This window comes from Bradyrhizobium sp. AUGA SZCCT0182 (assembly GCF_018130185.1).
Lineage (GTDB): Bacteria > Pseudomonadota > Alphaproteobacteria > Rhizobiales > Xanthobacteraceae > Bradyrhizobium.
In genome coordinates, this window is sequence record NZ_JAFCLY010000017.1 from 50,603 (window position 1) to 63,897 (window position 13,295).

9 protein-coding genes are annotated in these 13,295 nt (G+C 62.5%); 3 read left to right on the forward strand and 6 right to left on the reverse strand.

What is annotated here, in order from left to right:
• Positions 1-155: 155 nt before the first annotated feature.
• Both JQ611_RS19125 and JQ611_RS19130 read right to left on the reverse strand, forming a co-directional pair.
• Positions 156-1,145 carry an NADPH:quinone reductase gene (locus JQ611_RS19125; protein WP_212466272.1) on the reverse strand — a complete coding sequence of 330 codons (990 nt, stop codon included), beginning with the start codon at positions 1,143-1,145 and terminating at the stop codon, positions 156-158.
• A gap of 15 nt (positions 1,146-1,160) precedes the next feature.
• On the reverse strand, positions 1,161-1,943 hold the full coding sequence (locus JQ611_RS19130; RefSeq protein ID WP_192738251.1) for an SDR family oxidoreductase: 783 nt from the start codon (positions 1,941-1,943) through the stop codon (positions 1,161-1,163).
• A 775-nt stretch (positions 1,944-2,718) separates the two neighbouring features.
• On the opposite strand from JQ611_RS19130, the gene JQ611_RS19135 reads away from it, so the two are divergent.
• Together JQ611_RS19135 and JQ611_RS19140 are read left to right on the forward strand one after the other, a co-directional pair.
• A complete protein-coding gene (locus JQ611_RS19135; RefSeq protein WP_212267176.1) occupies positions 2,719-3,021 on the forward strand; it encodes a hypothetical protein in 303 nt (100 codons plus the stop codon).
• A gap of 78 nt (positions 3,022-3,099) precedes the next feature.
• Complete coding sequence (locus JQ611_RS19140; protein WP_212466273.1) at positions 3,100-3,771, forward strand: hypothetical protein; 672 nt, start codon at positions 3,100-3,102, stop codon at positions 3,769-3,771.
• A 1,520-nt stretch (positions 3,772-5,291) separates the two neighbouring features.
• On the opposite strand, the gene maiA is transcribed toward JQ611_RS19140, so the two are convergent.
• The 3 genes from maiA to metF all read right to left on the reverse strand — a co-directional run bounded on the left by maiA (position 5,292) and on the right by metF (position 10,851).
• Entirely contained in the window at positions 5,292-5,954 is a 663-nt protein-coding gene (gene maiA, locus JQ611_RS19145) for a maleylacetoacetate isomerase (RefSeq protein WP_212466274.1), read from the reverse strand.
• A gap of 123 nt (positions 5,955-6,077) precedes the next feature.
• Positions 6,078-9,932, reverse strand: coding sequence for a methionine synthase (metH, locus tag JQ611_RS19150; protein WP_212466332.1), 3,855 nt, complete (start codon positions 9,930-9,932; stop codon positions 6,078-6,080).
• Positions 9,933-9,936: 4 nt separating this feature from the next.
• Positions 9,937-10,851: a methylenetetrahydrofolate reductase [NAD(P)H] gene (metF, locus tag JQ611_RS19155; RefSeq protein WP_212466275.1), complete on the reverse strand. Its 915-nt coding sequence runs from the start codon at positions 10,849-10,851 to the stop codon at positions 9,937-9,939.
• Between the two features lie 390 nt (positions 10,852-11,241).
• On the opposite strand from metF, the gene JQ611_RS19160 reads away from it, so the two are divergent.
• Entirely contained in the window at positions 11,242-12,261 is a 1,020-nt protein-coding gene (locus JQ611_RS19160; RefSeq protein WP_212267016.1) for an LLM class flavin-dependent oxidoreductase, read from the forward strand.
• A 168-nt stretch (positions 12,262-12,429) separates the two neighbouring features.
• Here the strand turns inward: JQ611_RS19160 and JQ611_RS19165 are convergent, their stop codons facing one another.
• Positions 12,430-13,290 carry a prephenate dehydratase gene (locus tag JQ611_RS19165; protein ID WP_212466276.1) on the reverse strand — a complete coding sequence of 287 codons (861 nt, stop codon included), beginning with the start codon at positions 13,288-13,290 and terminating at the stop codon, positions 12,430-12,432.
• Between the last annotated feature and the right edge of the window lie 5 nt (positions 13,291-13,295).

Genomic DNA, 13,295 nt, shown 5'->3' on the forward strand with positions numbered 1-13,295 from the left:
CCTTGTTTCGTTTCTTGCTTACCTCGCCCCGCTTGCGGGGAGAGGTCGGCGCGTAGCGCCGGGTGAGGGGGTAGGTCTATCCAACCAGCAAATCGCTCGTTGAGGGAGCCCCTCACCCCAACCCTCTCCCCGCAAGAGCGGGGCGAGGGAGTCAGCTACCGCGCGCAGTCGACGATGACGGTGCCGAGCTTGTCGCCCTTTTCCACCGCGAGATGCGCCTGGGCCGTCTCCGACAGTGCAAACTCCCGGGCCACGTTGTGGATGCGCTTGCCCGCCGTGAGCCATTTTGTGATGTCGGCCTGGGCTGCGGCCAGCAGCGGCGGCGGCAGTGCGAACAGCACCAGCGCGCGTAGCGCGATGCATTTCTCCATCAGGTCGCGCATCGGGACCAGCGGCGTGCGATTGCCATTGGTGGCGTAGACCGCGATGGTCGAATTCATCGCCATCAATTTCAGGGTGATGGCGATGTTGCCGCCAAAATCGACGTCGACCACGCGGTCGACGCCGCGCCCGCCGGTGAAGGCCAGCACTTTGGCGATGACGTCATCATTGCGGTAGTTGATGACGAGATCGGCGCCGGCAAGCCGCGCCTGTTCGGCCTTCGCTTCCGAACTGACGGTCGCGATCACCTGCGCGCCGCCCCATTTTGCAAGTTGCACCGCATAATGGCCGACCGCGCCGGCGCCGCCGGTGACCAGCACGGTTTTTCCCGTAATCGGACCATCGCAGAACAGGCAGCACCACGCCGTCATGCCGGGAATTCCGAGCGTGGCGCCGGCGGCGTATGAAAGACTGTCCGGCAGCGGCGTCACCAGATGCTCGGCGAGCGCGATGTACTCCGCCGCGGTGCCGAAGGCGCGGCCGTTGCGCTGACCGTTGAACAGCCAGACGCGCTGGCCGACTCTCAGATGCATGGCGCCTTCGCCGACCTGGTCGATGATCCCGGCGCCGTCGCTGTTGGGGATCACGCGCGGATATTCCATCGCGCGATAGCTGCCGCCGCGGCGGCCGACATCGGCGGGATTGACGCCGGACGCCTTCAGCCGCACCCGGACTTCGCCCGGGCCGGCCTCAGGTGTCGGCATCTCGCCATAGGTCAGCACCTCGGGCGCAGGGCCCGTCCGCTCGTACCAGACCGCTTTCATCTGGCGCCCCTTACACTACAGCGTTCCGGGGAACGCACCGCCGTCGAGCAGGATGTTCTGCCCGGTGATGAAGCCGGCCTTGGCGCTGCACAGGAAGGCGCAGGCCTCGCCGAATTCTTCCGGGGTGCCGAACCGTCCGGCGGGATTGAGCTTGGCGCGCTCTGCCAGCACCTGCTCGACGTCGATTTTGCGCTTCTCGGCTTCGCCCTTTGCGGTGCCGCGCAGGCGGTCGGTGTCGAAGGGACCCGGCAGCAGCCCGTTGATGGTGACGTTGTTGATCACGGTCTTGCGCGAGATACCGGCAACAAAGCCGGTGAGGCCGGCGCGGGCGCCGTTGGAAAGGCCCAATATGTCGATCGGCGATTTCACCGCGGCGGAGGTGATGTTGACGATGCGGCCGAACTTGCGCGCCATCATGCCATCCACCGTCGCCTTGATCAGCTCGATCGGGGTGAGCATGTTGGCGTCAACAGCCTTGATCCAGTCGTCGCGGGTCCAGTTGCGGAAATCGCCGGGCGGCGGGCCGCCGGCGTTGTTGATCAGAATGTCCGGATCGGGACAGGCTTTGAGCACGTCCGCGCGTCCCTGGGGCGTGGTGATGTCGCCGGCGACTTCCGTCACCGTTACGCCGGGATGCGCTTTGCGGATTTCATCGGCGGTCTTTTTCAGCGCCTCGGCGCCGCGCGCCGTCAAGGTGACGTGCACGCCTTCATTGGCCAGTTGCATCGCGCAGGCGCGTCCCAAACCTTTGCTGGAGGCACATACGATGGCGCGGCGGCCTTTGATTCCAAGATCCACTGTCTCACTCCCGTTATGTCAGGTGATTTTCTAGATTTCGATTGGAGCAGTGTAGCCAATCGCGACGGCCATGATAAGTGGCTCGTCGCTGCGCGAAATGCATATCAGTCGATCACCGCCTGCTAAATTCGCTGCTCTCGCTTCAGCCGGTCGATGGTCAGCCCGGATGAGCCAACGGGTCGCGCGAATGCACGCCCGATGACAGGCCCCGCGACATCCGGTAATCCTTCTACCTGCTACTGCACACCGGCTGAAAGATGGAACAGAAACAAATGACCCCGTCAGGCCCTGTGCGGGAGTCGATTGGGCAACTTCTTTCCCGGTTAGGCCTATTCCTTTCGCAGCTATAGTTGCAGTGGCAATGGAAATCGCTTGGCGCGATTGGACGGTGTTTGCTCTCGGTTGGGCCGCAGTATATTTTATGGGCGGAGCGAGATGGTTTCCTTGGGGGACACCAATTCGAAAGGCGTTCTCGATCGGCGTATTTGTGGGGACGTCACTGCCGACGATCGAATGGGTCTACAAACTGTATCACTGATCTCCCGAAACGATGGCTGCCTAGCGAGATGGCGGGTTAAAGAGAACCCGCCCTACGAACTGGCGTTAGCCAGGGGGAGTTCGCGCGGGTGTTGCCGGCGCATGGTGCTGACCGCGCTCTGATGGTTGGACAAGAAAGCGCCTCTGCTTGGGAGTACCTCCTAATGGTCGACGCCCGATCTACCGTTTGTTCGCGACCATTGGCATGATGCAAGCCTATGCGCCGTGAGGTGGAGACATGACCAACGACCGCCTAGTGCAGCCACCGCCAATCCGTCACATCCGTAAAATCGGCATCGTCGGAACCGCAATCCTCCTGCTCGGGCCTATGGCCGCTTTCACAGATCTTGGAGCAGGACCGCGCATCTCTGAAGGCTTCGAACCATTCGAGAAATCAGCGAGTGAGCGCGTCGCTCAGGCCTTCGAAGACATTCGGGACATCGCATCCATCTCTGACGAGCTGAAGACTGCGCTGGCGTCGCTGAGCCAGAGCGTTCAGAGCGCGCAGAAGCCGCCGGTCAAGGCTGAAGGCAATGATTGACCTGATCTGACTTCAGAGCTTCTACGGTGAGAGGCAACAAGATTATCGCCTCTTGATGTACTGGTCGCGGCTTCCGTGATGCGCCTGCAAAAACTCACTTTTGATGATTGGCTGGAACACTCGTTTGGACGCGAAGTTCGCTTTCAGCAAGCGCCTTGGTACTTCGATCCGGACCATGATTGGTGGGATCCGCCACCTGTGGAAGCCGTATCCTACTTCACTCGACTGTTTGAAGACCCCGAGCCGGCATTACAGGGATTTGCTGACAGCCAAATTGCACAGGGCTTAACCTACCTCGTGAATACGAGCGCAAGCGGCGATAACAGATGGTTTTGTTCAACTGATGTGCCGGTCGAAGACCGTGTCCGCTGCGTTAAGTCTGTCGCAGCACTATTTACGAAATTGTTCGAGCCACGGTGCGCTCCCAGTTTATCTCACCTAAGCGAAGCCGATGCCGGAACGCTTAACTGTGTTTGCTATATGTGGTGGGATGCGTTTCCGAGTTTGGCTCATGCGGGCGATCCGGACCTGCAAACTCTCCACGATTGCGCGCTGCGTACCATGGAGCGCATCCTTCATCTCAACTCGATCGCTTGCCAGGAGAGCGCTCTACACGGGCTGGGACACTGGCAGCGAGACTACAGCGAGAAAGTGACCCAAATCATAGGCCGCTTTTGCGAGGCGCATTCCAAGGCCGACCCCCGGCTTTTGGCCTACGCTCGATCGGCCCGCTGCGGATGCGTGCTGTGACGTTGAGGAGTGATTGTCGCGCGCCCTGCAGGCGGAGTGTCGTCATCAGCCAAACAGCATACGCCCGGCAAGACTGCCCGAACATCGCCGTTATGGCGACATCGATGCCAAACGATCCCTTGTTGGGCTCCATGTACAAGAAAGCTGTGAGCTATCGTCCGCCGGGGGTCCTGTTGGAGCGTTGGGATCAGTTACATCCGCCGATCGCTCAACGACCGAGCGGGCCTCGCCATCACGTCACCAATGAGCACCACGTGGCAGCCGTGCGGCATCGGCACAAAAGTGACAAACCTGCCAAACTGAGACATCGATAGACGCCGTGTTTCAAACACTGTTTCAAACACTCACTTTCATCAAACTACATCTGAGAGTCTAAAAGCGAACCGACACCTTAAAGCCCGTTGGTATCTTGATGGTGCGCAACTGGGGATGGCGGGACGCACCGTGTTGGAAGTGTTGATTACCAAGCGAAGCTCGACCAAGTGGGAATGGCGGGTCTGTGACCGCTATGGGGCCACGATTATCGGCGGGTTTGAGAGCACCAGACCAGCGGCCAAGTACCGGGGTAATCGGGCGCTATTTCTTGTGTTGTCTACGCGCTGGGTAAGGTGATGCGCGAAGCGGAGGCGGATATCAAAGAGGCGGTCGATAATCTAAAATGCGTCCTCAGTCATCCAGCTCACTGGTGGGCTTGTTGGGGATTTTAACCCATCAGGGCGCATGCGCCGTCGCTCAATGGATTTTCGGGTTCTCGCTCCGCGAGCCCTCAGATGCGCAATTGCGCATCGGGGAATGACGATTGAGGGGGTTGCTTCGACTGCGACAAAACAACCCGACGGGCAAATCACTTCGCATTTTCGGAAATCGTGTCAAGCCCCAAAATAAAAAATATTTCTGTTTACCAGAACACAAATCAGGCGTATGTGTTTGCCCATCCCGTCCTACTCAGAAGGGCGTCGGCCGTCGTCACGGACGTTGGGCGGGTTGCGGTGGACGCTTGTTTGCGCTGAGACGACGGCGCGGACGGGCGTACGGCAAAACCGTGTGGTCCTGGCGCCCGTTGCAGGCGTCAAGCTGTCGGAGAAGCGCAAGCGGAAACGGCAGCGACGGAGTCAACCAAGAACTCGTCTCCGGGGAGATCACGGCATAAGCCGTAAAGCCATTGCGCAGGGAAGGCCGGGTGTTCTCCGCTGCCCTGTATGCTCGTGTGCACCTTGTTTTGTGCAAACCGCACGCGAGACCGCGGGTGCAGCGCGCACCCGGTCTTCCCTGCGCCCTCTCATTGGAGGGTAAGGAAGTTTCTGGCAAAGCTCGGGCGTCGCAGGCCGCGAGATCGCGAAGGTGTGTTCAGTGCAGCAACAACAATGCTGTCGTCCCGGCCTTGAGCCGGGACCCATACGCCGCGGCCCATCGATTAGAGCGCTGGCGTTAGAGACCTTCTGCAAACAACAGTCGCCGCGGCGTATGGGTCCCGGCGTTCGCCGGGACGACGAGTGGTGGTGATGAGACAGTGTGCCCGCTCATCCCTTCCTCCGCATCGCTTCCGGCATATCGGGCTGCATCGATGGATGCGCGCTGGCAAATTCCGGCAGCGCCATCGCGGTCTCGAAGATGCGCTTCAGGACAGGATAGGGCGCAAGGTCGATCTGCTGATTGACCGCCGCGGTGACGTGGGTCACCAGGCAGATGTCGGCCATGCCGGGCGCATCGCCATGGCAGAATCGCCCCGTGTTCTTGTGGCCGGCGAGATGGCCTTCCAACGCCGCCAGCGTCTCGACCGTCCAGTGCCGCCGCCATGCGGCCTGCTGGGTGTCGCGCAAGTTCAGTTCGTGATCGAGATAGCGGCGCACCCGCGGCGTCAGCAGCGGATGGCCTTCGCAGGCGACCATTTGCGCGAGCCCGCGCACCCGGGCGCGGCCGCGCGGATCGGATGGCAGCAGTGGCGGGGCGGGGTGCGTCTCCTCGAGATATTCGAGGATCGCGAGCGACTGGAACAGCACGGTGCCGTCATCCAGCACCAGCGACGGCAGCGCCATCTGCGGATTGATGCGGCGATATTCTTCGCCGCGCTGCGCGTTGGCGTCGAGATCGACGAACACGACTTCGGCGGGGAGGTTCTTCAGATTGAGCGCGATGCGAACGCGAAAGCTCGCCAGCGATCGCCAGAAGGAGAAGAATTTCATGGGGCCTCGGCACACTCTGTCATGCCCGGACTTGATCCGGGCATCCATCACCTTCACAAGAGTCTCTTGAAGATGGATCACCGGGTCAAGCCCGGTGATGACAGCGGTATGTGCCGGGAAGCCTTACGCCCCGACCGCCTTCTTCCGATACGCCAGATGCACCGCGCAGGTGCACCCTGGCGGATGCGAGGCGACGTCGTTGGCGGGGACTGCCGCGATCGGCGCGGGTGCCGGCGCCGCCGGTTGATCCTGCGAGGGAATATAATTCAGCACCGGGGCCAGCCAGCGCTCGGTCTCGGCGACGCTCATGCCCTTGCGCGCGGCGTAGTCCTCGACCTGGTCGCGCTCGATCTTGCCGACGCCGAAGTAAAAACTCTCAGCATGGCTGAAATAAAGACCGGACACCGACGAGCCCGGCCACATCGCATAACTCTCGGTGAGCTTCACGCCCGCGGTATTCTCAGCGTCCAAGAGCCGGAACAGCGTCGCCTTCTCGGTGTGATCGGGCTGCGCGGGATAGCCGGGCGCCGGGCGAATGCCGGCATATTGTTCAAGGATCAGCTGATCCGGCGCCAGCGTCTCGTCCGGCGCGTAGCCCCAGAATTCCCGGCGCACGCGCGCATGCATGCGTTCGGCGAAGGCTTCGGCGAGGCGATCGGCCAGCGCCTTGCACAGGATCGAGGAGTAATCGTCATTGGCGTTCTTGAAGCGGTCGGCAACGACGTCCTCGCCGATCCCGGCGGTGACCACGAAGGCGCCGATATAGTCGGGCACGCCGGAAGAGGCCGGCGCGATGAAATCCGACAGCGCCGAATTGAAGCGGCCTTCGCGCTTCTCCAGCTGCTGGCGCAGCGTGTGGAAGGTCGCGATCTCGGTCTTGCGGGCATCGTCGGCGTACACCTTGATGTCGTCGCCGACAGCGTTGGCCGGCCAGAAGCCGATGGTGGCGCGCGCCGTGAACCATTTCTCCTTGACGATGAGATCGAGCATCTTGCGCGCGTCGTCATAGAGCGAGCGGGCGACTTCGCCGATCTTGGGATCGTCGAGGATGGCCGGAAAACGCCCGGTCAATTCCCAGGTCTGGAAGAACGGCGTCCAGTCGATGTATTCGGCGAGCTCCGCCAGATCATAGGCGTCAAAGCTCCGGATGCCCAGGAACGCCGGCCTCGATGGTGGCGTCTTGGCAAAATCGATACTCACAGCGTTGGCGCGCGCATCGGCCAGCTTCAGCCGCTTCTTGTCGGCCTGGGCGCGGAAATGCGCCGCGGAAATCTTGGCGTATTCGGTCCTGATGTCGGCGGCATAGGCCTCGCGGCGGTCCGGCGACAGCAGCGACGACGCCACTCCGACAGCGCGGCTGGCGTCGTTGACATGCACCACCGGGCCGCCCTTGTAGTTCGGGTCGATCTTGACGGCGGTGTGAACACGGCTGGTGGTGGCGCCGCCGATCAACAGCGGCATGTTCATGCCCTGCCGCTGCATCTCGCCGGCGAGGAAGCTCATCTCGTCCAGCGAGGGCGTGATCAGGCCGGAGAGTCCGATGATGTCGGCACCCTCGGCCTTGGCGGTCTCGATGATCTTGGATGCGGGCACCATGACGCCGAGGTCGATCACCTCGAAATTGTTACATTGCAGCACGATGCCGACGATGTTCTTGCCGATGTCGTGGACGTCGCCCTTCACGGTTGCGAGCACGATCTTGCCCGCGGCGTTGCGGCCGCCGTTGCTGGTGACGCCATTGGCGAGGTTGCGCGCCTTCTCCTCTTCCATGAACGGCATCAGATAGGCCACCGCCTGCTTCATCACGCGGGCGGACTTCACCACCTGCGGCAGGAACATCTTGCCGTCGCCAAAGAGGTCGCCGACGATGTTCATGCCGTCCATCAGCGGGCCTTCGATCACGTTGAGCGGCCGCTCGACGGTCTGCCGCACCGCTTCGGTGTCGGCCTCGATATATTCGGTGATGCCGTGCACCAGCGCGTGGGAAAGCCGCTTCTCGACGCGCCATTCGCGCCAGGCCAGATCCTGCTCCTTGGTCTGCTTCTCCTTGCCGCGGAATTTCTCCGCCAGCGCCAGCAGCCGCTCGGAAGAACCGGGGTCGCGGTTGAGGATGACGTCTTCGCAGACCTGGCGCAGCTCGGGGTCGATATCGTCATAGACGATCATCTGCCCGGCATTGACGATGCCCATGTCCATGCCGGCCTTGATGGCGTGATACAGGAACACCGAATGCATCGCCTCGCGCACCGGCTCATTGCCGCGGAACGAGAACGACAGGTTGGAGACGCCGCCGGAAATATGCGCATGCGGCAGGTTCTTGCGGATCCAGCGCGTCGCCTCGATGAAGTCGACGCCGTAATTATTGTGCTCTTCGAGGCCGGTTGCGATCGCGAAGATGTTCGGGTCGAAGATGATGTCCTCGGGCGGGAAGCCGAGTTCGCCAACCAGGATGTCATAGGCGCGTTTGCAGATCTCGGTCTTGCGCGCAAACGTATCGGCCTGTCCGACCTCGTCGAACGCCATCACCACGACGGCGGCGCCATGGCGCTGCGCGATGCGGGCCTCGTGGATGAATTTCTCCACGCCCTCCTTCATCGAGATCGAATTCACCACCGGCTTGCCCTGAACGCATTTCAGGCCGGCTTCGATCACGCTGAATTTCGAGGAGTCCACCATCACAGGAACGCGGGCGATATCGGGCTCGGCGGCGACGAGGTTGAGGAACGTCACCATCGCGGCTTCGGAATCCAGCAAGCCTTCGTCCATGTTGACGTCGATGATCTGGGCGCCGTTCTCGACCTGGTCGCGCGCGACCTGAAGCGCGGCGGTGTAGTCACCGGCGGTGATCAGCTTGCGAAATTTCGCCGAACCCGTGACGTTGGTGCGCTCGCCGACGTTTACAAACGGGATCGCGGGCGTGAGCTCAAACGGCTCCAGGCCGGACAACCGCAGACGCGGCTCGATCTCGGGAACGATTCGGGGCTTGTGCGGGGCGACGGCCGCCGCAATCGCCGCGATGTGGGCGGGCGTGGTGCCGCAGCAGCCGCCGACGATATTGACGAGACCCGCAGCTGCGAACTCGCCGATCAGTCCGGCCATGAATTCCGGGCTCTCGTCATACTGGCCGAACTCATTGGGCAGGCCGGCGTTGGGATAGGCGCACACCAGCGTATCTGCGACGCGGCCGATATCGGCGATATGGGCGCGCAGATCCTCGGCGCCGAGCGCGCAGTTGAAGCCGATCGTGATCGGCTTGGCGTGCCGCACCGAATTCCAGAACGCTTCCGGCAATTGCCCGGACAGGAGACGGCCGGATTTGTCGGTGATGGTGCCCGAGATCATCACGGGCACGTCGATGCCGCGTTGCTCGCAGATTTCCGAGATCGCGTAGAGCGCCGCCTTGGCGTTCAGTGTGTCAAAAATGGTTTCGACCAGCAGCAGGTCGGCGCCGCCGTCGAGCAAGCCGTTGATCTGTTCGCCATAGGACTTGCGCAGGTCGTCAAAGGTGACGGCGCGGTAGCCGGGGTTGGACACGTCAGGCGAGATCGAGGCGGTGCGGTTGGTCGGCCCCAGCGCGCCGGCGACGAAGCGCGGTTTGCCGTCCTCGGCGGTGACGCGTTCGGCCGCATTGCGGCAGAGCCGCGCGCCATCGCGGTTGAGTTCGTAGGCCAGATCCGACATGTCGTAATCGGCCTGCGCGATCGAGGTCGAGGAGAAGGTGTTGGTCGCGACGATGTCGGCGCCGGCGCGCAAATAATCGGCGTGGATGTCCTCGATCGCCTGCGGCTGGGTCAGGATCAGCAGATCGTTGTTGCCGCGGACGTCGCGGTGGAAATCCTTGAAGCGTTCGCCGCGGAACGCCGCCTCGTCATATTGCAGGCCCTGGATCATGGTGCCCATGGCGCCGTCGAGCACCAGGATGCGTTCGCGGGCAGCCGCGAGCAGGGCGGTTCGCTTCGGGGACACAGCTACGGTCATCGGATCAGGCAGCTTTCTGTGCGCCATGGGGACGGATGCCCAGCAAATGGCTGATCGCGAACACAAGGTCCGCGCGGTTCATGGTGTAGAAGTGAAAGGTGTCGACGCCCTGTTTTGCCAGCTTCTGCACCTGCCCGGCGGCAACGGTGGCCGCGACGAGCTTTCGCGTCTCGGCGTCGTCGTCGAGCCCTTCGAATTTGTCCGCCAGCCAGGACGGCACGGTGGTGCCGGCGCGGGTCACGAAGTTGCGCGCCTGCTTGAAATTGTGCATCGGCATGATGCCGGGCACTACGGGGATGTTGATGCCGCGGGCGCGGACCCGGTCGAGGTAGCGCAGATAAAGGTCGTTATCGAAGAACACCTGGGTGATGGCGCGCGCCGCACCGGCATCGACCTTGGCCTGAAGCGTGTCGATGTCGGCGTCGAGGTTCGGGCTCTCCGGATGCTTCTCCGGATAGGCCGAGACCGAAATTTCAAAATCGGGGTAGCGCTTCTTGATGCCGGCGATCAGGTCGGGCGAGCTTTGATAGCCGTCGGGATGCGCGTTGTAGGCGGTGCCGATGCCGGTCGTGGGGTCGCCGCGCAGCGCCACGATGTGGCGAACGCCGATCTCGTGATAGCGCGCGACCACGTCGTCGATCTCGCCCTTCGGCGCGCCGACGCAGGTCAGATGCGCGGCCGGCGTCAAATTGGTCTCTTTCAGGATGCGGGCGATGGTCGAATGGGTGCGCTCCCGCGTGGATCCGCCGGCGCCATAGGTCACCGACACGAAATTGGGGGCAAGCGGCGCCAGCCGGTTGATGGTTTCCCAGAGCGAGCGCTCCATCTCCTCGGTCTTCGGCGGGAAGAACTCAAAGGAGATTTTTGGCGATTGCAGCGCGCGGTGACTGTTGGACGCGGCGGACGTAACTTCGGTCATGGCACTCACAGGCTCCACAGGCGGACGGGCATCAGGCCTAGCGGCCATCAGCTAAAATAGGCCAAACGAGGCCGTCCCAATAGCCCATCAGAGATGGGAATTTGCCCAATTATTACATTAATATCGAAATTTAAGGTCGTTACAACAGGATGATGGGCAGCAGGATTCTCAGAGATTTTGTAAAAAATAGTAGATAATACAAGGGCATGTGCCCGTGGAGCTCCTGCCCGTCGCTGAACCAGTTTGTGGGCAGGATGGATAGCGATCCGATGTATTGTATCGTGTCCCACCAAACAACCGTCGAGTCCTGATCTCCGTCCCTGGAAGCGCGGGCCTGATCTGCGCGCGCCGGGCCTTTGTCGCTTCCACCTGCCGCACTAGCTTAGCGCCATGATCCCGCTTTCAGTCCTCGACCTCTCCGTTGTCACCACAGGCACCAAACCCGCAGCGGCCTTGCGCAACAGCATCGATCTGGCACGCCATGTCGACGGGCTCGGCTATGTCAGGTACTGGCTCGCCGAGCATCACAACCTCGCCTCGGTCGCGAGCCCCGCGCCCGATCTGATGATCGGACAGATCGCGGCGGTGACGAAAAACATCCGCGTCGGCTCCGGCGGCGTGATGCTGCCCAATCACGCCCCGCTGGTGGTCGCCGAACGCTTCAAGATGCTGGAGGCGCTGTTCCCCGGCCGCATCGATCTCGGCCTTGGCCGCGCGCCGGGCACCGACGGCGCGACGGCGTATGCGCTGCGCAGCCGGCTCGATAAACGCGAGGGCGACGATTTCCTCGAACGGCTGCAGGAGCTGATCCTGTGGGAGACCCGCGATTTCCCGGCCGGCCATCCCTACAACAACGTGGTGGCGATGCCGGACGACTCGCCGCTGCCGCCGATCTGGCTGCTTGGCTCCAGCGATTACAGTTCGGAACTCGCCGCCCAGGTCGGCATGGGCTTCGCGTTCGCACATCACTTCGCTTCCTATGACGCGATCGAGGCGATGACGCATTACCGCGCGCGCTTCAAGCCATCGGGCTGGCGCCCGGCGCCGCACGGCATTCTGGCGATCGCAGCCGTTGCCGCCGAAACCGACGCGGAGGCCGAAAAGCTCGCCTCCTCGATGGATCTCAATCGCCTGCGCCGCGACCGCGGCCAGTATCTGCCGCTGCCGAGCGTCGAGGAGGCGCTCGCCTATCCCTATTCGGACGCGGAGCGGGCCTCGATCACGCGCAACCGCTCGCGGCTGTTCGTCGGCAGCCCGGCGACGCTGATGGCCAAGCTGCGGCCGATGATCACGGCAAGCCAGCCGGATGAGCTGATGATCATCACCGCGGTCTACGACCACGACGCGCGCAAGAAATCGTATAGCCTGCTCGCGGATGCGTTCGGGCTCAGCAGCAAAGAGGCGGCGTAAAAAGTTTCCGTCGTCCCGGCCTAGTGCGCAATTGCGCACGGGGGCCGGGACCCATAGCCACCGACGCTCGTTCTGCGAAAGTCGTCAGCCAGCCTGCCTTATCGATGGATCACGCGGTATGGGTCCCGGCGTGCGCCGGGACGACGCGTTGAGAGGCTGGGACCAATCCTAATCCGTCGCTTCGCTGAACGTCAGGCGGAACGGTTGCGCCGGGTAGACGCCGACGATGCGGAATTCGCGCGAGAAGAATTTCAGCTCCTCCAGCGCGAATGCGAGGCCCTTGTCCTCGGGATGCCCGTCGACATCGGCGTAGAATTGCGTGGCGGAGAATTCGCCGTCGACCATGTAGCTTTCCAGCTTGGTCATGTTGACGCCGTTGGTGGCAAAGCCGCCGAGCGCCTTGTAGAGCGCGGCGGGCAAATTGCGCACCCGGAAAACAAAAGTGGTGACCAGCGGCCCCGATCCCGCTTCAGCCCATTTGGCCTCGCGTGCCAGCACCACGAAGCGCGTGGTGTTATGGGTTTCGTCCTCGACGTCCTCGGCGAGGATATCGAGGCCGTAGATCTCGGCGGCGAGCCGGGACGCGATCGACGCGCAGCTCTTGTCGCCGCGTTCGGCGACGATGCGGGCTGAGCCTGCGGTGTCGCCCGAGACGATCGGCTTGATGCCGAGCTTGCGGATGATGCGCCGGCACTGGCCGAGCGCGTGGACGTGGCTCTCGACGGTCTTGATATCCGCGAGCTTGGCGCCGCGCGGCGCCATCATTTGGTGATGGATCGGCAAGAACCATTCGCCGACGATGACCAGTCCGGACTGCGGCAAGAGATGATGGACGTCAGCGACGCGGCCGGCGACCGAATTCTCGATCGGGATCATCCCCAGATCCGCATCCCCCGAGGCGATCGCGGCCAGCGCGTCCTCGAAGGTCGGGCACGGCAACGGCTCGGCGTCCGGATAGGCCTCGACGATGGCGATATGGGAGTTGGCACCAGGTTCGCCCTGGAACGCGATTTTCAGCTTGCTTGTCATGTCGT